The 20,492-nt window shown below is 67.7% G+C and carries 16 protein-coding genes; 5 read left to right on the top strand and 11 right to left on the bottom strand.

What is annotated here, in order from left to right; genetic code table 11:
* Window positions 1-470, top strand: a 470-nt coding sequence (locus tag D7V77_RS27915; RefSeq protein WP_233597273.1) for a PhnD/SsuA/transferrin family substrate-binding protein, incomplete at its 5' end; no start/stop codon positions are given.
* A 101-nt stretch (window positions 471-571) separates the two neighbouring features.
* Here the strand turns inward: D7V77_RS27915 and D7V77_RS45795 are convergent.
* From D7V77_RS45795 to D7V77_RS27870, 9 genes are all read right to left on the bottom strand, one after another.
* Entirely contained in the window at window positions 572-2,353 is a 1,782-nt protein-coding gene (locus D7V77_RS45795) for a serine/threonine protein kinase (protein ID WP_304485881.1), read from the bottom strand.
* A gap of 123 nt (window positions 2,354-2,476) precedes the next feature.
* The gene (locus tag D7V77_RS27905; protein WP_120579348.1) at window positions 2,477-5,476 is read right to left on the bottom strand and encodes a choice-of-anchor D domain-containing protein; all 3,000 of its coding nucleotides are present in this window, start codon (window positions 5,474-5,476) and stop codon (window positions 2,477-2,479) included.
* A gap of 237 nt (window positions 5,477-5,713) precedes the next feature.
* Window positions 5,714-6,613 (bottom strand): alpha/beta fold hydrolase, encoded by a 900-nt coding sequence (locus tag D7V77_RS27900; protein WP_120579347.1) that lies wholly within the window; start codon window positions 6,611-6,613, stop codon window positions 5,714-5,716.
* A 54-nt stretch (window positions 6,614-6,667) separates the two neighbouring features.
* Entirely contained in the window at window positions 6,668-6,859 is a 192-nt protein-coding gene (locus tag D7V77_RS27895; RefSeq protein WP_120579346.1) for a hypothetical protein, read from the bottom strand.
* 201 nt (window positions 6,860-7,060) lie between these two features.
* Window positions 7,061-8,980 carry an AAA domain-containing protein gene (locus D7V77_RS27890; protein ID WP_120579345.1) on the bottom strand — a complete coding sequence of 640 codons (1,920 nt, stop codon included), beginning with the start codon at window positions 8,978-8,980 and terminating at the stop codon, window positions 7,061-7,063.
* A gap of 60 nt (window positions 8,981-9,040) precedes the next feature.
* On the bottom strand, window positions 9,041-10,330 hold the full coding sequence (locus D7V77_RS27885; protein WP_120579344.1) for a chitosanase: 1,290 nt from the start codon (window positions 10,328-10,330) through the stop codon (window positions 9,041-9,043).
* A 96-nt stretch (window positions 10,331-10,426) separates the two neighbouring features.
* The gene (locus tag D7V77_RS27880; RefSeq protein ID WP_120579343.1) at window positions 10,427-11,299 is read right to left on the bottom strand and encodes a hypothetical protein; all 873 of its coding nucleotides are present in this window, start codon (window positions 11,297-11,299) and stop codon (window positions 10,427-10,429) included.
* Window positions 11,300-11,306: 7 nt separating this feature from the next.
* Window positions 11,307-11,897, bottom strand: coding sequence for a DUF350 domain-containing protein (locus D7V77_RS27875; RefSeq protein WP_233597272.1), 591 nt, complete (start codon window positions 11,895-11,897; stop codon window positions 11,307-11,309).
* Between the two features lie 3 nt (window positions 11,898-11,900).
* Window positions 11,901-14,426 carry an HYR domain-containing protein gene (locus D7V77_RS27870; protein ID WP_120579342.1) on the bottom strand — a complete coding sequence of 842 codons (2,526 nt, stop codon included), beginning with the start codon at window positions 14,424-14,426 and terminating at the stop codon, window positions 11,901-11,903.
* Between the two features lie 238 nt (window positions 14,427-14,664).
* Between D7V77_RS27870 and D7V77_RS27865 the strand changes: the two genes are divergently transcribed.
* The 4 genes from D7V77_RS27865 (at window position 14,665) to D7V77_RS27850 (ending at window position 17,675) form a co-directional block, all read left to right on the top strand.
* Window positions 14,665-15,690: a transglutaminase family protein gene (locus tag D7V77_RS27865; protein ID WP_233597271.1), complete on the top strand. Its 1,026-nt coding sequence runs from the start codon at window positions 14,665-14,667 to the stop codon at window positions 15,688-15,690.
* A gap of 113 nt (window positions 15,691-15,803) precedes the next feature.
* Window positions 15,804-16,451, top strand: coding sequence for a hypothetical protein (locus tag D7V77_RS27860; RefSeq protein ID WP_147452177.1), 648 nt, complete (start codon window positions 15,804-15,806; stop codon window positions 16,449-16,451).
* Between the two features lie 218 nt (window positions 16,452-16,669).
* Window positions 16,670-17,179 carry a hypothetical protein gene (locus tag D7V77_RS27855; RefSeq protein ID WP_233597270.1) on the top strand — a complete coding sequence of 170 codons (510 nt, stop codon included), beginning with the start codon at window positions 16,670-16,672 and terminating at the stop codon, window positions 17,177-17,179.
* A gap of 10 nt (window positions 17,180-17,189) precedes the next feature.
* Window positions 17,190-17,675, top strand: coding sequence for an SMI1/KNR4 family protein (locus D7V77_RS27850; protein ID WP_120579340.1), 486 nt, complete (start codon window positions 17,190-17,192; stop codon window positions 17,673-17,675).
* Window positions 17,676-18,166: 491 nt separating this feature from the next.
* Here D7V77_RS27850 and D7V77_RS27845 read toward each other — a convergent pair whose 3' ends face one another.
* Window positions 18,167-19,990: an AAA family ATPase gene (locus D7V77_RS27845; RefSeq protein WP_158624502.1), complete on the bottom strand. Its 1,824-nt coding sequence runs from the start codon at window positions 19,988-19,990 to the stop codon at window positions 18,167-18,169.
* A 10-nt stretch (window positions 19,991-20,000) separates the two neighbouring features.
* A partial coding sequence (locus tag D7V77_RS43340) for a type II TA system antitoxin MqsA family protein (protein WP_147452175.1) occupies window positions 20,001-20,492 on the bottom strand: 492 nt, incomplete at its 5' end.

Raw genomic sequence — 20,492 nt, 5'->3', positions numbered from 1 at the left:
TGGAGATGCACGCGGTGGCGGCGGCGTTCTCCCTGGTGGGGGATGACGCCCGGGCGGTGGGCTACTGGAAGCAGGCGTGGGGCGAGTCGCAGGATCGCACCGTGATGCACGAGTACCAGGGCGCGCTGGAGGCGGTGCTGGAGGGCAGGGCGCAGGTGACGAGCGTCTTCTGTCCGCCGTCCTCCACGGGGCTCACGTTCACCACGGGCGTGGAGGACGTGCTGGGGCCGGGCATGGGCGCGAAGTTCGAGCTCCTGGCGTACACGGATGAAGCCCCCAACGACGGCGTGCCGGTGGCCATGGGGCTGCCCGCGCCGCTGGTGACCGCGCTGGAGACGGCGCTCCTGGGGTTGCAGTCCACGCCGGACGGGCAGGCGCTGCTGCGCGACATCTTCAACGCGGACCGCTTCGAAGTGGCGCCGCGCATGGGCTACCGCGCGCTATACCGCGTGGCCCTGGCGAGCCTGTAGCCGAGCGCGGTTCCGGCGCCGCGAGGTCCGCGTCGCTCGCGGGACCCGTGGGCTCGCTTCGAGCGGAGCCCGAGGCGGCCTGTCGCTGCGCCCCTTGGGTTCTACTTGTCGGAATCGGGACCGCTGCCGCGCACGGGGCGGCGGGCGGAGGACACGGAGCCTTCGGTGCGTCCTGTCTTCGAGGGCACCTTGGCTCCAACGGAGTCCTCCGACGCACGCACGGCCTTCGCGGCGGAGCGGCTCCCCGTCGCATCCCCGGAGGCCTTCACGGGCTTCGCCGCGGAACGGCTTCCCGTGGAGCCCTCGGGCGTACGGGTCGGCTTCGAGCCATCCGCGCGCACGGCGCCGAACTGGGCGGTGGAGGACCGGCCCGTCTCCGCGCGCACGGCTTCGGGCTTCGCGGTGGAGGCGCGAGCCGAGCCCGTGTCTTCACCGCGCACGGCTTCATGCTTCGCGGTGGAGGCGCGAGCCGGACCCGCGTCCTCGCGCACGGCTTCGTGCTTCGCGGTGGGGGCGCGAGCCGGACCCGCGTCCTCGCGCACGGCATCGAACTTCCCGGTGGAGGCGCGAGCCTCGCCGCGCATGGCTTCGTGCTTCGCGGTGGGACGGCGCGCGTCCTCGTCATGCAGGGGCCGCGTGTCCGCGAGGCTCACGCCCGTGTTCTCCCGCGTCTTCACGGGCCGGGCCTCCGGGCGGCTCAGGCCGGAGTTCTCCTTCGTGCGCGACGTCCGCTCCGCGGTGGGCCCCACTCCGGAGTCCTCCGGGGACGCGGCGGCCTTCGTCGACGACTGGCTCACCGACGGCTCCGGCGCGCGCGGCGGCGTCTTCGCCGGGGCCTGCGCCTTGCCCGAGGACGACGTCGTCCCGGAGGCCGGTGGCTTCGCGGGCGCGGCACTGCCCGGCCGGGCCATCAGGCGCGGGTCGAAGTAGATCATCGTCGGCTCGGCCGCGAAGCGCTCCTCCTCCAGCTCGTCCGAGTACACGTCCCGCATGAACGCCGCCAGGTGCGCACTGGTGCCGTGCAGCTTCTCCTGCTGGAGGAACTCCTCCAGCGCCAGCTGCAGCTCGCCCGCGGTGGTGAACCGGTCGTCGCGCTTGCGCGCCAGCGCCTTGAAGACGATGGGGTCCAACGACTTCGGAATCCCGGGCACCGCTTCCGACGGCGGGACGATCTTGTGCCCCACGACGGCCTTGAGCGTGGCCATCTCCGTCTCGCGCTTGAACAGGCGCCCGCCGGTCAGCAGCTCGTAGAACACCGTCCCCAGGCCGAACACGTCCGAGCGCGCATCCAGCGGCTCACCCCGCGCCTGCTCCGGGGACATGTACGCGTGCTTGCCCTTGATGGTGCCCACCACCGTCTGGGACAGCTTGCCCTGCGCCTTCGCCACGCCGAAGTCGATGAGCTTCACGCCGCCGTTGAAGCCCACCAGCACGTTCTGCGGCGACACGTCCCGGTGGATGAGCGACAGCTTCCGGCCGGACGGGCTGCGCGCGTTGTGCGCGGCATCCAGGCCCGCCGCCGCCTCCGCGATGATCCGGCATCGCAGGCCCAGCGGAAACCCGCCCGGGTGCGCCGACGCGCGGGGCACCAGTGAGCCCAGCGGCTCGCCGTGCACGTACTCCATGGCGATGTAGTACTGCCCGTCCACGTCCCCCATCTCGTAGATCTGCGCGATGTTGGGGTGGTTGAGCAGCGCCGCGATGCGCGCCTCGTCCAGGAACATCTGGAGGAACTCGTCGTCCTCCGACAGGTGGGGCAACAGCCGCTTCACCACCAGCAGCTTCTGGAACCCTACGGGCCCCTTCTGCCGGGCCAGATAGACGGCCCCCATGCCGCCGGTGGCCAGCTTGCGCAGCAATTCATAGCGGCCGAACGTTTCCACTCCGGCCGTGACGATAGCCGCGTCAGCGCGGATCTCAAAAGCCCGGGCTTCCGCAAAAAACGCGAACCGGGCCGGCCCCCCTGTGGGACCGGCCCGGCCGCGCTGCGTCACGAACCCGTCAACCTAGGGCGTGGCGGCACAGATGCTGCGGTAGCGGATCTCCACGGCCTGCCCCGGGGTGGGCACGGAGCCCGCCGCGAAGATGACAGCGTTGCGGACCGGGTCGTAGGTCCACTGATCCGCACCCAGCGTGCGGCCGTTCACGCGCACGCTCATCTCCGCGGTGCCATCCGGCGTCGCGGTGAGGTGGAAGTCCGCCTGCGGCTCACCGGCCTGCTGGATGATGGGGTCCAGGAACCCGCGGTAGTCGCCCTCGCAGATGGAGCCCACGGAGCCGCCCGTGCCCTGGGCCACCGCTGCGAAGCGGTCCGCGCTGGAGCCCGCGGTGGAGCAGGACGTCCCGTTGGGGACGAGCGCGTGCAGGTTGCTGCGCTGGGACATGCCCGTGCCCTTCAGCGTCTGGAGGAACTGGATGTAGCTGTCCGGTCCGAAGCCGGAGTGGTCGTCCTCGTCCGCCAGCACCACCACCGCCATGCGGGCGGCAGCGCGGGTGAAGCCCAGGTTGCCGTCGTTGGGCTGCGGGGTGCGGACGTCGTCGGCCTGCTCGGACAGCGGAGCGGACAGGCCCTGGCGCATCGTCTCCAGGCCCTGCACCAGGTTGTGGCACAGGCCGACCTCCAGGTTGGACTGGATGGTGGCCGCCGCGTTGGCGCTGTTGCCGGACACCACGCGGGCGCGGCTGCCGTCCACCGGAAAGAGCCGGCCGGCCTCACCGCCGTTGGCGCCGCCGCCGCACAGCCCCTGGCGCTGCACCAGGCCCGTGCTGGTGACGCCCACGCGCACGTCCACGTTCAGCTCCTTCGCACGCGCGAGCCACCCGGGGACCGCGTTGCGCAGGCGCTGCTGGTAGGTCTCCATGGTGGTGGTGTTGGAGACCACGAAGAGCACGTCCAGCTGGCTGTCGGTGCCCTGCGTGAAGCGGTCCACCTGGATGCCCTCGTGGTTGGTCTCCGCCAGCATCGGGACGAGGAAGCGGTTCGCCTCCGTGTCCGTCTGGAAGTACAGCGGGCTGTAGTGCTGGCCCAGCACGTTGCGGGCGTAGTCCACCTCCATCTCGAAGCCCTCGCCGGGCTGGAGCGTGATGGGCGCCGTCACCGGCGTGAGCAGGGAGAACTGCTTGGACGTGCCGTTGCCGATGATGGCGTCCGACACGGTGAGCGGCTCGCTGCAGCGGTTGGACAGGAACGTCTTGCGCGGCTTCGCCGGGCAGTCGTAGCGGATGGGCCCGAAGTCCACGAAGGACGGCGTGGCCACCAGGCACGACGGGTTGGACACCGCGTGGATGGGCAGCGTCACCGTGGGGTGGGCCGGGTTGTTGACGGTGAGCATCAGCTCGCCGTTGAACTCGCCGCCCGTGGTGGGCGCGCGGAAGGCGATCATGGAGCTGAAGGCCGTGTCGTAGAGCACCACGCCGCCCGTGATGGGACCGCCCGGCATGGTGAACACGCCGCCGCCGTCATTGGACAGGTGCACGTTCTTGATGGCGCACTCGGCCCGGCCCGGGTTGCGGAAGTAGAAGCCCAGCACCGCGCCGCGGCCCGGCACCACGTTGGCGAACTCCAGCGACGGCTGCGGCAGCAGTTCGTACACGCAGGGGCCGGACGTGCGGGCGCGGCCCGTCAGCGTGATGGCGCGCTCCGGCGTGAACAAGTCGTTGGACTGCACGTAGAGCGTGGCGGTGAAGGTGCCCTCGTTCTTGGGCTCGAAGTAGACCTTCAGCTCCAGCGCGTCGTCGCCCGGGTCGATCTGCAGACCGTTGGACTCCAGCGTGGGCCAGGTGCCGGCCTTCCAGGGGTAGTTCTGCGTGCCGCGCGTGGGCGTGGCCACGTCGAACTGCACCGCGTCGCCATCCGCGCGCACGCCGGTGAAGGTGAGGGGGCCGTTGCTGCCCGCGTTGGTGATGCGGATGACCTGCTCCACCTTGCCGCCCACCGGCAGCTCGCCGAAGTCCAGCGCCACCGGGGCCACGGCCAGCGTGGGACGGCCACCGCGCGCGTCCAGCATCACGCGCGACTCACGCGCCTTGTCGGACGCGTACGCCACGGTGAGGTTGCCCACGTTGGGGCCGGAGAAGCGCGCGGCGAACTCCATGCGCATCTCCACCACCTCGTTCGGCTGCACCGTGGCGCCCTCCGGCTTGGACAGCGGCGAGAAGGCCCGGTCGCTGGTGGCCAGCGCGGAGATGGTCACCGGGCGCCAGGTGATGTTGCGCGCGCGGGTGAAGGACTCGGTGCGCTCGTGCACCGGAATCTCGTCGAAGGGCACGGGCGCCGGGTCGAACACGAAGGCGCTCGCCACGGAGTTGCCCTTCAGGTCCACCACGGACGGGGTGCACGTCTCGCAGGAGACGACCTCCAGCCGCGCGCCCATCTGCCCCAGCGCACGGGGCAGGTACCTCGTCTTCACCACCTGCGTGCTGTTGGGCGGCACGGTGATGGTGTCCGCGGTGAACGGATCCGCGCTCTCGCCCGCGACCTTCAGGGTCAGCGGCAGGTCCACCGGGTTGGTGACGGTGACTTCCAGCGTGCGGTCGCTGTCCACCTCCAGCGTCTCGTAGTCCAGCACCGGCGGGTTGACGCCGATGCGCGTGGGCGTGCCCAGGCCCATGACGGGCAGCTGCTGGAGGGCGCCCACGTTGGCGTCCGTCGTCACTCGCAGCGTCTCCTCCACCGGCCCTTCTCCCAGCGGATGGAAGCGCACCTTGACGACGTGCGACTCGCCCGGCGGCACGCGGCCGCCGCCGTCCTTCAGCTCCACCTGGTAGGACGGGTTGTTGCCCAGCCCCAACGCCTCCAGCGCGGAGAAGGGCACGTAGCCGACGTTGCGGATGCGGACCTCTTTCTCACGCCACTCGCCCACCGGCACCTCGCCGAAGTCGAGCGCGTCCACGTCCAGCACCGCAGTGGCCTTCACCCCGCGCGTCTGGTCCTCTTCGTGACACGCCATCGTCCCTGCCACCAATGACGCCAGCAGGACGATCCGACCCCTCCACCCCATCACCATTGTCCGCTCCCCACCCTTCCCCACCACACGCACACGGATGCCCGGGACACGTGATCCATCTCGGGCTTCCCCTAATCAAGACCCGTGCCGCGCGTAGGGGTTGCTCAGGTGCCCAGGGAAATCAGGGACTTGGCGGACGGTCCAGCGACCAAGTGAGCGCTGGAGGGAAGAGAGGTGCCCTGGAGGGTGAAAGGTTTTTCCTGACCCTTTGCCAAGGAGCACCCCCAACTTTTCAGGTCATGAACCCGACGCTTCGGGCACCGGGACGCCCGCGTTCGCGGCGATGAAGGCCGCGATCGCGGCGGCGATGGCTGCGGGCTGCTCCAGGTGCACGTGGTGGCCGCCTTCGAAGAGGCGAGGCGGACCGGCCAGCGTGCGCAGGGCGGCCAATCGCCCCTCCAGCAGCTCCGGGGCGGGGGACAGGCCTTCCGTGCCGCGCAACAGCTGCACGGGGCAGGTGACGGCGGCCTCCAGCGCCAGCCACTGGGCCTCGTCGTAGCCCTGGCCGAAGCGGCGGCGGTGGCGTGGGTCGAAGGTGAAGGCGAAGTCGCCCTCCGGCGTGCGCCGGGTGCCATGGCGGGCGAAGAGCAGCGCCGCGTCCGGGGAGAGGGTGGGGTTCGCCTGACGCAGGCGCTCCGCGGCGGCCTCCACGGTGGGGTAGCGCTTGCGGTTGGGGGGCCGGCGCGCGTCGTCCAGGAAGCCGCGCAGCCGCTGCACCGCGCCCGTGGGCGGACCACCGGAAGGCCCCAGGCTTTCGATGAGGGTCAGGCTCCTGACGCGCTCCGGGCGCGCGGCGGCGTACGCGAGCGCGACGATGCCGCCCAGCGAGTGCCCCACCAGGTGCACCGGCGGCAGGGCCAGCCCGTCCAGGGTGGCCTCGATGTCCAGCAGGTGGTCGCTGAAGTGGTACGCGGCGCCGGGGCCCGCGTGGCCGCTCTCGCCCATGCCGCGAAAGTCGAGCAGCACCGTGCGCCAGGCTTCGGGCAGGTGCTCGCAGAGCGGATCAAAGCTGTGGGAATGGTCCAGCCACCCGTGAAGCATCAGCACGGCGGGGGCGCCCTGGGGGCCACGCTGCCGCACGTGCAGCGGCAGCCCTTCTGCGTCGACGGTGAGGGATTCGAATGCGGCGGCGGGCACGGGTGTCTCCTCGTGCCTTCACGCCTTACTCCGTCCCCCCGGGTGCTGGCGACCCTACGCGACGGTGCTGGACGACGACGCCGCCGGGCGCGGCGGGCCGCCGGTGTCCGGCTTGCCGAGCACCATGGCCAGCTGCCGGGCCTGGCTCTCCGTGGCGCAGCGGTACTCCTGGGTCTTGCCGTTGGGGCGGTCGATCCGAATCACCCAGACGTCATTCTCCTTGGTCACCACAGGCGCTTGAGACATGCATTCCCTCCGTGTTCAGAAGAGAAAGCATCCTTCGTGCCGACCTCATGGAATGAGCCAAATGCCTGATTTCCGGCCGTCTCCCACGCCCGGCGACCGAGCAGGTGACAAAATTCGTTCAGCGATGCGACAAATTTCGGGCGCCCGGGTCGCACTCCTTGCGTAGTCCCCCAGGGCAACCCTGAGTCGTTGGGATGACAATCATGGGTCGGCGGGGTCCGGCCACTCCCACGCCGAGCGGTAGCCGCCGTCCGTCTGGGTGCCTTCGATGAAGCGCGCGTAGAAGGGGTGGCTGCTGAGGGTGGCGGAGTCGCCCACGACGAACAGGTGCCGGCGGGCGCGGGTGAGGGCCACGTTCATGCGGCGCAGGTCGTTGAGGAAGCCCAGCTGCCCCCCACTGTTGGACCGGGTCATGCTCACCAGGATGGCGTCCTTCTCCCGTCCCTGGAACGCGTCCACGGTGTCCACCTCCACCTCCGGGTGCACGGCCTCCAATGCCTCGCGCAGGTGGCGGGCCTGGGCGCTGTACGGGGCGATGACGGCGACCTCGCGCGGAGCCAGGCCCAGTGCCAGCAACTGGCGCACGCGGGCGATGACGTAGGTGGCCTCGCCCGGGTTGAGGAGGGAGTGCGTGGTGGGCTCCTCCTCTTCGTCGAAGCCCTTGCCCGCGGTGTCCAGGTAGAGCACGGGCGGTGCGTCCACCTCCGCGCCGGCGTTGAGCACCCCGGGCAGCGTGCGGTCCGCCACGGAGGGGTGGGCGCGCAGCTCGCCGCCGTACATCTCCTGGGAGGGGAAGGCCATGATGGCGGCGTTCATCCGGTACTGCTCGCGCAGCATGCGCTTCACCTCGTCGCCGTGGTCCTTGAGCAGGCGCTCGAAGAGGCTCGTGCCCAGGCCCGCCTTGGAGGCCTCCTGTGACAGCACGGTGGGCGGCAGCTGCTGCGGGTCTCCGGCGAGCACCACCTTGGGCGCGCGCAGGAAGCCCAGCAGGGCCAGCGGCTCGGTGGCCTGGGTGGCTTCATCCAGGAGGGCGCGGTCGAACTCCTCGCCCGCGAGCACGCCGGAGCCCAGGCTCGCGAGCGTCACGCACACCACGTCCGCGCGAGCGAGCACGGCCCTCACGGCCTTCTTCTCCAGCTTGCGTGCCTCGTCCATCAGGTCCTTGGCTTCGGCCGTGGACGAGCGGGCGTTGGAGAAGCGCTCGCGGCTGCGGCCCTGGTTGCGCTGGCGCCGCGCGTAGCCGAAGAGGTCGAAGGCCTCATCGAACAGGTCGCGGCTGACGACGCGGTCCGGGTGCTCCTCCACCACGATGTCCAGCGTGTGCTCCTGCAAGCGGGCGGCGACGCGCGCGGGGTGTCCCACGCGGATGGCGCGCAGGCCCTGCTCCAGGCACAGCTCCAACAGGTGGTCCACCGCGGCGTTGCTGGCCGCCGTGCACAACAGGCGCTCGCCGCGCGCGACGGCCTGGGCCGCCACCTCCGCCAGCACGGTGGACTTGCCGGTGCCGGGCGGGCCGTGGATCAGGAAGAAGTCCTCCGCGGCGAGCGCGCGCTTCGCGGCGTCCTGCTGCTCCGGGTTGAGCGGGCGGGTGGGGGTGAAGTCCTTGGTGTTGTCGAAGCGCGGGGGCTCGTTGCCCAGCAGCACCTCGCGCTTGTGTCGCTCCTGGCCCTTGTCCATCGCCTTCACGCGCTGGAGGCCCGCGCGCACGCGCTCGTAGGTGACGTCGTTGGGGACGACGTCCAGGCGCAGGAGTCCTTCGGACAGGTAGGCGGGCGGCTCGCGGTCGAAGGCCAGCTGGATGCGGGTGGAGGTGGCGCGCGACACGAGCGCCTTCGCCGGGTCCTTCACCTCCGCGCGGCGGGGCAGCACCGCCACCAGGTCGCCGTTGGACACGCGCGTGGGCAGCTTCCCCCGGTCCGCGCGGGCGAGCGTGAGGAGGATGCGGCCGCCCAGGCCCACCTCCTCCTCGACGGTCTCCAGGTCCAGCACGGACAGGCCCTGCTCTTCACGCTCGCGCAGGGTGAGCCCCTGCGCGAGCGAGGTCATGCGAGCCTTCTCGGCCTCGCGCTCCTGGGCGAGCAGCGAGCCGAGCTTGTCGAAGAACGAAACGTCACGGGCCATGCCCCGGTCATGCCATCCCGGGGCGCCCGCCGTCACGGCCCGTGTGCCGGACTGTCCAGCCTACTGGCAGGAGTACGTGTACGAGGACGGCGTGCTCCAGGTGCCATCCGGGTTGATGGCGCGCACGGTGTAGCCGCTCGCCGGGTAGGTGGTCCCCCAGCAGTCGCGGGCGCGCACGTCGTTGCGCAGGGCGGTGCCCAGGTCCCAGTTGCCCACGCGGCGCTGCTTCTCGTACGCGGCCACGCGGTCCACCGCCTCCACCCAGGTGGAGTCCGCCGCCAGCACGTCGCGGCGCTTCTCCAGGAACTTCTGGAGCCACGCCGTCTCCGTGATGCCGTTGTAGCCAATCACCGGCGCCACCTGGCCGCTGTTGCCCAGGGCCGTGTTGGCCTTGCGGATGAGGTCCTTCATGCCGTCGAAGCCGTGGTTGATGGACGCGTCGTAGAGCGCGGCCTTGGTGAGCGCCTGGGTGAGGCCCCACTTCGCGGCCTCGGTGAGGGTGGGCGTGTAATAGAGCGCGTCGCTCACCTGGTCCTGGCACTGCTTGAAGTCCGCCTGGGTGGCGGCGGTGTTGAAGCTGGCCGCCCAGTCCGAGGTCCAGTTGCCCACCGCGTCCAGCTCCGACGTGGACGCCTGGGATTGGCCGGTGGACAGGAAGCGGTTGTTGATGACGGTGAGCGCGTTCCAGTACTTCGCCAGGCGGTTGCCATTGGCCTCCGTGCGCAGGGCCCGGTAGCACTGCACCACCTGGATGGCGTCTCCCGTGCCGGTGCAGAAGCCCGCGCGCCCGTTGGTGTAGCCGCGCCCGTCGTTGATGTTCTCCGAATAGGCGTAGTCCATCGTGGGCGTGTCGTTCTCCCAGATGCTCGTCAGCCCTTCGGCCACCTTCTTCTGGTTCGCGGTGAGGCCGGAACCGCCAGGGGACGTGCCGCCGCAGCTGTCGGACTGGACCTTCACGTTGGTCGCGGTGAAGGACGTGTTGGAGGTGGAGGAGTAGTTGAACGTGTAGGACGCGTTCACGGCCACCGTCAGCGACGACGTGCGCGTGAAGGTGCACGTGCGGCCCGACTGCGTGTGCGTCCAGCCGGGTTGATCATCGTCACACGTCACGCCCGTAGGCACGTCGAGCGCGATGACCGGGTTGGCGATGGCCACCGTCCCCGTGTTCTTGAAGACGAGCGTGCCCCAGTAGTCCGGCCCGTTGTACGTGTTCGTCGTCACCGAGTGCGTGCACGCGCCCAGCGCCTGCGCTGCCTCGGCCATCGCGGGAGACTCCGCGTCTGTCGCCGGGCCACAGCCGCTGGCCAGCGCCACCGTGAGGCCCATCATCCACGTCCGTGAAGCCGCCATGTGCCTGCCCCCGCTTGGGTATGGGGATGCCCGCGCTCGGCGAGCATCCCGGATAGAGCAGTAATAGCTGTTTTCGCTGTGATTCGCCAGGGGCGCTCAGCCCTGCACGTCCGGCAGCGGCAGCACCCGCCACAGCTGCGGCTTGTCGTACTGCGGCGGAATCATCCCCAGCGGCCAGCCTTCGGCGGTGAGCTCCGCGTACTGGTACCCGCGCCCTCCGAAGGGGATGCGGGTACCGGTGCCGGGCAGTCCCACGCCGATGGCCGCGTGCGCGAGCGCATCCGAATAGAGCATCACCGCGTCCACGCCCACCTGCCTGAGCAGCATCAGCGCCAGCACCGCCTTGGAATCGCAGTCGCCCCGGTCCTGCGCGGGCACCAGTCCCGGCGGGACGATGCCGAAGGGCTCGTCGCCGGGCAGCTCGTAGCGGATGCGGCGCACGAAGCCGAGGATGAGCTCGGTGGCCTGCGCCGCGTCCAGGTCGCGCTCGCGGATGGAGGTGGCGAAGCGTTCGCCCAGCACGCGCACCGGCTCCGCGTTGCTGCGCATCAGCTCCGCGTAGATGCAGCGCATGTCCGTGCCGCAGCCCGGCGGCGCCACGTAGGTGAAGCGCTCCGGGCCCATGGCTCGGTAGCGCAGTCGCACGCTGTAGTCGCGGTGGGCCTGCGCCAACCCGCGCTCCACCGTTTCGCCCAGTCCGTAGGCCAGCTGCTGACGGGCGGGCTCCATTCCTTCCACGCGCCAGTCATAGGACTTCGCGCGCTCCAGCGGCGTGTCCTCCGGCACCAGCACGATGCCCAAATCCCGCATCGCCTCCTGCGGATCCGCCGGAGGAACCTCCGTTCGCGGCTGGGGCGGATCCGGAAGCCGGCCCGCCTTCCGGGTCAGCACGAGCTCCCAGCTGGCGAAGGCCATGAGCGCGCCCATCAGCACCAGCGACAGCAGCGTCTTCCACGAGCGCACGGCCATGGCGGCTTCAGGCGGGCGCGCGCAGCACGCCGGTGGGCAGCTGCGGGAAGGGGATGAGTCCGTTGAGCGCGGCCTGGAGGCCCGGCGCGGTGAGCAGCGCGATGACCAGCAGGAAGGCGCACAAGAGGAGCGCGGCGGCGATGTTGCCCTTGCGCACCTCCGCCAGCTCCTCGATGCCCGGCGTCATCTTGTCGAACAGCCGCACGCCCAGGGCGAGCACCGCCACGCCCACCGCCAGCGACAGCGCCACGTGCACCAGCGCCAGGCCCATCAGCTGGAGCACCGAGACGGCGGACACGGGCGGGTTCTGCACCGCCAGGTCCACCGCGTCGCTGGTGGCCTTCAGTGCGTGTTGCACGAGCAGGCCCAGCGACACGAGGCTCGTCGCGTGCACCAGCCCGGAGGCGACGTTGCCCTGGCGCAGCTCCTCCACGGGGTGGCTGTCCAGCAGGCGGCTCAGGCCACGCATGCTCAAGCCGATGCCGAGCGCGGCCACGAGGCCGCCGAGGACGACCTTCACGAGTCCGACGACGAAGAGGGTGAGGTCCATGGGGCGCCGGGGACTGTAGCGGAAGTCCCCCTCGCCGCCATGGCCCATGGCTCACCCGCGTGGCTTGCCGTCCTTCAGACGGCGGCTGAGCGTCCAGGCGAGGGCGACGAGCGCGACCCAGCCCACCGCCGACTCCGGGCCGCTGCCCACCGAGCAGCCCAGGCCCTGCCGCATGCCGCTCGTCGGGTCGTACTCCACGGTCAGCTGGAAGTTGCAGAGCGACGCGTTGCCGGCCGCGTCGATGGCGGTGACCTGCACCGAGTGCAGGCCCGGCGCGAGCGGCGTGCCCACGACGGGGCTGTAGAGGAGCTCCGTTTCGGAGACGCTGTCGCTGGCGGTGGCGGCCGGGTACTCCGCGCGGGTGCCGGACATCACCGCGGTGGTGAGCGTCTGGTCCTCCGGGCAGGTGAGCACGGGCGGGCGCGAGTCGCGCACTCGGACCTGGATTTCGCACGTGCTGCTGTTGCCCGCGTCGTCCGTGCTGATGACCTCCACGCGGGTGAGGCCCAGCGGGAACAGGTCGCCGGACGCGTGCGTGCTGGTGACGGTGACCTGGCTGGAGAGGCTGTCGATGGGCGTGAGGTCCGGCCAGAACGCGTGCGCGCCCTCGGGGCCTTCCGCCTCCACGCGGACCTCGTTCACCTTGCAGGCCCGGCCGGGCGCCTGGTTGTCGCGCACGGTGATGGGGAAGGAGCAGGTGCTCTCGTTGCCGGACGCGTCCCTCGCCGTCACGTTCGCCTGGGTGGTGCCCAGGGGCAGCACGCTGCCGTTCGTCGGGCTGAAGGTCGTGACGACGTCCCGGCTCGTCTCATCCCCGATGCCCAGGTTCGGATAGTAGAAGGTCGTGCCCCGGGGCGACTGCGCGTTCAGGATGAGCGCCGTCGGGCAGTTGTGGATGGCCGGCGCCGTCAGGTCCCGCGAAGTCAGCACCGTGGTGCAGTACGTGAGGCGGCCCTGCGCATCCCCGGCCTGGTAGGTGATGGCGATGGGCAGGTTGAGCGGAAGCAGGTGGCCGTCAATGAAGGTGGTACGGATCCACGCCTGCTCCGGTCCGGTCCGCAGCTCGGGCCGGTAATAGAGCAGGTCCGTGCCCTCCGGACGGTTGGAGGGCATGTCCTGGGCGGCCGTGCACAGGAAGGTCGGCGCCGCTTCATCCCGCTCCATGCGCCACAGCGCATGGGGCGTCCACGGGTCTCCGGCCGTCGTCAGCAGCGCGCCCTGGAACGGCACCAGCCCCGTGGGCAGCGCGAACTCCTTGCCCGACGGCAGCCGCGTCAGCCGGGACGTGCCCGCGTCGGTGCCGTCCGTACGCCACAGCTCGCTCGCCCCCGTTTCCGTCGTCACGATGACGGCGAGCCCTTCCTCCCACGGCGCGACGCCGCGCACGGACTCATGCCCGTACGCGGTAGGGTGCGGCAGGCGCCGGGTGCCCGCGGCTGTTCCGTCCGTCACCCACAGCGAGTCCCCAAGCGTGGCTCCCCGGGACACGAAGTAGAGGCGGTTGCCCGCCGTGACGAAGAACTGGCCAGAATAACCGTGGAGCATCGCGTTGGGCAGCTGCGCCAGCTGCTGCGTCCCCGCGTCAGTGCCGTCCGTGCGCCACAGCTGGGAGGCCTCCTCCGAGCTGCGCACGAGGAAGACGAGCGCGTCGCCCAGGGCGGCGAGCACGGTGGGCATGCGGCCCGTGGCGGCGGTATTGAAGCCCTTGACGAGCACGGTGCCGGCCTCCGTGCCGTCGGACTTCCAGACCGCGCGGCCATGCTGGCCGTCATCCGCGGTGAAGTAGAGCGTGTCGCCCACCGCGGTGAGGTTCTCGGGATACGCGTCGCCGACGCCGGCCTTGATGTCGCGCACGAGCGTGGTGCCCGCTTCGGTGCCATCCGTGCGCCACAGCTCGAAGCCCAGCTCGTTCTCCGCGGCGAAGAAGACCGTGTCCCCCACGCGCGCGAAGCCCCCGGCGTTCGCTCGGGCGAAGCCCGGGTAGATGTCCTTGATGGGTACGGTGCCCTCGGCCGTGCCATCCGACCTCCAGAGGTCGGCTTGCGTGTCCGCCGGAGCGAAGAGCACGGAGTCCCCGAAGACGAAGACGGGCGTCTGGGAGGCGATGCCATGGATCGGGCCGGGGTTGAGCTCGCGCGTGACGTAGGTGCCCTCGCGCGTGCCGTCGCTCGTCCACAGCTCGCGTCCGGTCTCCGCCGACGTCGCGATGAAGAACAGGCGGTGCGGCGTGGCGCGCAGCGAGCCCGGGTCGATGCGCGCACCCGCGGGCAGCAGCTCCTCCTGTACGGAGCGGGTGCCCGCGGACGTCCCATCCGTCACCCACAGCTCCCGGACGTCGGATCCGGAGCCGGCGTTGCCCGGGGTGGCGAGGAAATAGAGGCGCCCGTTCAGCTCGACGGTGGGCCGCGTGTCAGGCCCCCGGGCGTCCAGCTCCAGGCGGGGCTCGGAGAGGACGTCCGCCACCCGGCGCACCGTCATCGGATCCATCTGGACGGAGGAGCTCTGCGCGAACGCCGGGGCCGTGCCCACCGCCACCGCCAACGCCGAAAGCCACGCACGACCGCTGACCATCCCCATGCCCGCCTCCACGCCCGCCTGCCCGCCAACTGTCCTGCTGAGGGCGCACCGTCATCACGCCCCCGCCGGGCTACAACCCACGCCCTGTCCGACTGTCCGACAGCTTGCGCACCGCCGGTGTCACACCTGTTTCATGTGTTCACCACCGACCGCCGCCCTCGCGAACCCACATGAGTGCTGCCGGCTTCTGTCGCACGCCTCCGGCCCCCACTCCAGTGCGGATGACGCAGGGTGTCGTATGTCTTGTGGGGGGCTGGTGTGCCAGGGGGCCATCCTCGTGGAGGTTCTGCCGCCGGAGGCGGGAGGGCAGGACACGGTGGCGCCCATGATGGCGGCGGAGTTCGAGGCGCGAAGCCGCCTGCGCCGTCCGCCGGAGATGCCGGTGCGGGTGGTGGACGTGTTGCACCGCACGGTCTACCGCTACGCGAAGCCGGTGGAGCGCAGCTCGCACCTGTTGCGGCTGACGCCCATGCATGACCGGCTCCAGTCGCTGCTGTCGCATGACGTGACGCTGTCGGTGGGGGTGACGCGGTCGGAGTACGAAGACGTCTTCGGCATCCGTGTGCGCCGGGCGGTGGTGGACACGCCCTACACGGAGCTGGTGATGGAGGCCCGCTCGCGTGTGGAGCTGCGGGACACGGATCCGCTGGGGTACCGGCTGCTGCACATGCGCTCGGTGTTGTCGCTGGTGTGGATGCCGTGGCAGGCGAACATGCTCCAGCCGTACCTCTTGCCGCCGGAGTTGCCGGACACGCAGGTGGAGGAGTTGCTGGAGTACGCGATGATCTTCGCGCGCCGCAACGACTTCGACCTCTTGGACACGCTGCTGGACATCAACTACTCCATCTTCAAGGAGTACCCGTACGCGCAGGGCACCACGACGCTGAACACCACGGCCTTCAGCGTGTATTCGGCGCGCAAGGGCGTGTGTCAGGACTTCGCCAACGTGTTCATCTGCCTGGCGCGCCTCTTGGGAGTGCCTGCGCGCTACGTGTGCGGGTACCTCTACACGGGGCCCAAGCACGCGAACGCGGTGATGGCGGACGCCACTCACGCGTGGGTGCAGGTCTACCTGCCGGAGGTGGGGTGGAAGGGCTTCGACCCCACGAACGGAATCCTCACGCAGACGCACCACGTGCGAGTGGCGGTGGGGCGCCAGTACTCGGATGCGACGCCCACGACAGGCACCCTCTACCTGGGCGGTGGTGGGGAGCAGCTGGAGGTGCTGGTCCGCTGCGAACCGGTGTCTCCCGAGGGACAGTGAGCCGGTTGTCCCAATTCAAGACCTGCTTTGATGGGTTCACTTGGGGTGTGGCTGGGACGGGGGTGAACATGGTCTGCTGCTCCTCTCTCGAACCCGTACGAGGAGTGATGTCCATGAAGCGCATCCTGTCATTGATGATTGCCACGTTGGCCCTGGCCTGCTCTGGCCCGGACATGAGCGACGCAGGTGAGGAGGGGAGCGAATCCATCGCGACCCAGGAGAACGCCGTCACCTATTCCCTCTGCGGTTCCCATACGCTCAATTGCCCGGTCGGCTACACCCGTGTCGGTCAACTCTGTTCGTCGCACTGCTCGGCGCTGGGCTACTCGTGTTCGCCCTTGGGCTACAACGAAACCCTCTGCTTCAAGCCGGATCCCATCGTCGGAACCATCAGCGCGACGCCCACGAATGTGCGCATCAACCTGGATGTGACGCAGACGGGGACGACGAACATCTGCTTCGACGTCAGCGGCATCACCGAGGGAGAGGTCTGGCTGAGCGTGAACAACCAGTCCGAAGTGCTCTTCGCCCGTGGCGACAACTTCTGCCAGGCCGCGCCCTGGATCACGGCGGGCAACACCTTCGCGTTCAAGCTCTACTCAGGCAGGGCGCACACCACGCTACTCGCCACCGCGACCGTGACGGGTGAGGGCTACCGCGGCGGCACCAATCCGCCCCCGCAGTGTGGCCCCTGCCAGTCGGGCTACTCCTGCTTCTGCGGCGACCGCGTGTGCCGCCGCGAAGGCACGCTCTGTCCGTGACGTGAGCCACGAAGCCGGGGGAGGGCACTGTCCCCCGGTTTCATGCCGGAGAGGATTCCCCATTGGGCGCGGTAGGGTGCGCGCTCATGACAGCAAAGGGAAACGCTTCCACTCGGCGTTCAGCGATCCTCCTGCTCGGGACGTTGCTTCTTTCAGCCTGCGCAGAAGGTCCAACGCCCAAGACCCCTGTCGCGGTTCGGAAGTGGGTAGGGCCTCTGGTGGCCGTGCCTGGCGGCGGGCAGTTCCGCACCATCGTCTACTATGGCCCGTGGCAGTGCAGCTCGCAGCTCATGGCCTACTGCCGTGAGAAGTGCGGAGGGAGTGGATACGCTCTCCAGGGCTGCATGTGGCTCGCGGACGTGAAGATGGACTTTGAAGGCACGGTCGTTCGAGCTGGGAGCCGGTTCGGTATGACGAACTGCTGCTGCAACTACGGGACGCTCAGCCCCGTCCAGAACAAGGCCGCCCGCGACAAATGGGACGACAGCCGTCCAGAGTTCCGGGAGCAGTGGGCGAAGCGCTTTGGCGCATGGCCCTCGGAGAACGGAAACCCCTACGAGGGGCATCACATCCGGGACCTCTGGCATGGCGGCAATCCCACGGACTGGGACAACATCCTGCCGTTTCCCAAGGACATCCATCAGACGCTCTTCAAGCTCTACAACCAGTGTTACGCGAACTCGCCTCCATGGACGAGCGTCGGCACGGACTATCCCTATGGAGAATAGGCACAAGGCGATGAACGAGCTGCTCGATGAGATATCGCGCCTCCACGTGCCCAACCCGCCTGCAACGCCGGAGCAACTGGATGCGTTCGAGCAGCGCGTGGGCTGGCGCCTGGATCCGGACCTGCGCGCTTTCTACCTGCATTGTGACGGGGCCCGGCTGTTCGCGCAGCGGGATCCCACGTTCGGCTTCGTCGATCCCGCCTTCACATTCCTGCCGTTGTCTCGGATTGACCGCGCGCGAGTCCTCATGCGCGATGAGGATACAGATCAAGCCGGACCTCCGTCCTGGTATGCCATCTGCGAGGTCCGGGACAGCAACTACATCCTTCTCGATGTGAGCCACCAGAGTGAGGGGCGCTACCCTATTCGTGATGGCTATAACGAAGCGTTCCCGTCTCCTGAACAGTGCTCCCAGATCGCTGACTCTTTTCAGGAGTTCCTAGGGGGGGCTCTTCGGTCCAAGGGGCGTTGGTTCTGGCTTCGGACCAAAGAGTGACAAGCCGAAGTCTCACGGGTCGGTGACGAGGATTGAGCGCCGGGGGACTCTCAAATGTCCGGCCTTTGCCGAAGCCCACCAGGACCGCGCCAGGAGGTGCCCGGAGGCAAACACCATCCACTTGGTGCTGGACAACATCAGTACCCACAGCCGCCATGCGTTGGATGTGCGGTACTGAATATGTGCAGAGCGTTGGCTCTGGCGTTGATTTACTTCACGCTACACGCCCGTCCACGGCGGTTGGCTTAATCAGGCGTAGGTAGCGATTTCCCCGCTCTCCCGTCAGTGCTTGGGGAAGCGGAGCATCCCCATGCTCGACAAGCTCCGATGCGAAACGCAGGCACGGCGGAAGTGGGCCAACCACAATCGGATTCGCTGGTGATTCACCGTGCCAAAGGCTCGAGTGGAATTCTATTGCCAACGCACAGACTTCACCTGGTCGTGGAATTGGCTGTTGCATTAAGCTGTCTCTGAATCGGGCGCAATGATGCTCAATCTGCTCTTGATGCAATAAATCTAGGGAGCACATTTGCTCCATGCAGCAGCCGCTCGATGTCATCCAGGTCTTCTTCAAACTCGGATGGGGGAACCTCCAGATACCTCCAGCAAGAGAACGTACTTACAGGATTCTGCATTATTCCCTGTCTTGCTCGAGCAAGTCGCCATTTTGCCGTTGTCGCATCTCCCGAGAAGTGAGCGGCAACGGCTAGACATTGTGAGTAGTTAACGCCGCCTGCCCTTGAACGCAGGAGATCTAACTCCAATACACGCCTGAATAGATCTGTAGGGGGCGAGCCAGTTAGACCCCACTCTGCCATGGCATAATTGAATGCTTGGGAGATCTGTTCGCTGGCGGTTGCTTCGCCATGTGATGGCGCAATTGAAGACATCGCCTCCTCGAAGCGCCCCTGGCCAATGTGGACGACTGCCAACTGTCGCTTGGCTATGGCTTTGTCTAATTCTTCGCTCGAGTTCTCGCGAATGCCTTGCAGTAGTCGCTCTGCGATCGGGAGTAGTCCCGGAACGCTCAGTGCTTCTGAAACAAACATGCTTTCTGGTGCCGAAAGCCGCTTGATGGCACGTGACTCCAAAGTTGATGCCAATGCTTGAGGAGAAAGCTCAACTAGGGTTCGTATGGCAAAGTAGATGTCTTGGAAGTCGGCGTCCTCGCAGTCAAGCGCAGCGCGGAAGTCGGCCACAGCCTCGTCTGGACGGCCCATTGACCGCAATACTCGTGCTCGTCGATTGTAGACACTGGCTTTCTTGTGGCCGGATTCAATTGCAATATTGAGAAGGCTGAGTACCCCTTCTGAATTGCCGAGAGCCTCCCGGATTGATGCCATGCGAACAAGTACTTCGCCATCACGACTGTGCGCTGATGCAATTGCGTCAAGGCGATCTTCCAGTGTGCCAACTGTTCTGTTGGGGTCGCCTAGTTCAATCTCGGCTTCGACAAGCTTTAGGTAGGAAAGTGCTCCGTCGCGATCGTCTATGTTTTGACGTGCAATCGCATTTGTTAGTTCTGTGTACTCTTTTGCTAAACGAGTCCGAGGGCGTTCGTGTACGAATATGGGTTGGTTAAGCAGTGAGAGGCTGCTGTAATGGTGGAGAACTGCCGCAGGCCTGTCGTATTTTAGCGTCTCGCAAGCATGCTCAAGTGCCGAGACAACGATGCCTTCCTCGTCGTCGAGTTCTGGCACGTTGGAAGGCACAAAGTGCAGGTGAATTGCGCGACTTCTCGGCGGTCGGGCTTCGCTGCGAATTGCCTCAACTGCAGCACGTAGACCTATGAGGTTCTGCTCGGTCGGGATAAAGAGCGCAACAACTGAATCGGGCAGTTGTCTTGTGCATATCCCTCCCACGTCAGTGTGTCCTGTGCGGGAATCGATGAGCACATAGTCAGGTCTAATATGCTCTCGCCACTGAGCCTTAAGATCTTCAAACAGCAGGTAGCCGTCTTCTTCTTGATATAGCTTCAGCCAATCAATCGAGTTTAGACGTGACCCGTACTGGGCGTCTTGGCGCCCTGCCGGCATGAGCCACAATTCGCCTGAACTGACGGAGGTGTCGCATCGCCGCACATACTCACGAACGTCAGGCGCCTCGCCCTGTTGTCTGTATTTTTCCACGAAATCAACGACGCCGAGGTCCCCACTTCCCTTGAACAGCCCATATGTGCTAACGCCCGGTGCCTCCAGGTCAAAATCAACAACAAGAATTCTCCGGCCGCGTGCAGCCAAACTGGCTGCGACATTGACAAGCGCCATTGTTCGGCCGACGCCGCCCTTGAAGGAATAAAATGTGACGGTATGCATGAACGCCTGCTTATGCATGCCCCAGGCGCAGTTCGAAAATGCTTGCAGCAAAGTAGGCGCTGGCGGGGAGGTTGGTTTTGAACTTGTTGCTGCGCTTTGGGGGGCGAGAATTGTGTTTTTGCGCGAAGGGGGCCGTGTTTTCTGGGGTGCGCTTTTCGCGGAGGAGACGCAGGTACTTGTCTGCAGATTTGTTCTGGAGGTTTAGGCCAAGCTCCCAGCGCTTTATGGATGCCTCGCCAAAGCCGGTCTCTTCGGCGAATTCGCTCTGCGTCATGCGATAGCTAGAGCGGATTTCGCGAATCTCCCTGGGGCAGAGTAACCCAAGGTGACGGCAAACGGCTTCGTGTCGGAGTTCCTCTGCATCTCCGTCTGTGAATTCGAAGCCGCAGTTTGAGCAATGCCAGGCGGGGACTTCGGCTGTTAGTATGGCTTGCTTGTCTTCCGCGCCGTAGGGGAATTGCTGTTTAATTTGAACTTGAATGAGATCGGGAGCATCGCAAGC

Origin of the sequence: Corallococcus sp. CA041A (assembly GCF_003612075.1) — a bacterium.
Classification (GTDB): Bacteria; Myxococcota; Myxococcia; order Myxococcales; family Myxococcaceae; genus Corallococcus; species Corallococcus exiguus.
The sequence above is the reverse complement of the archived record's forward strand: the minus strand, read 5'-3'. Positions and strand labels throughout refer to the sequence as shown.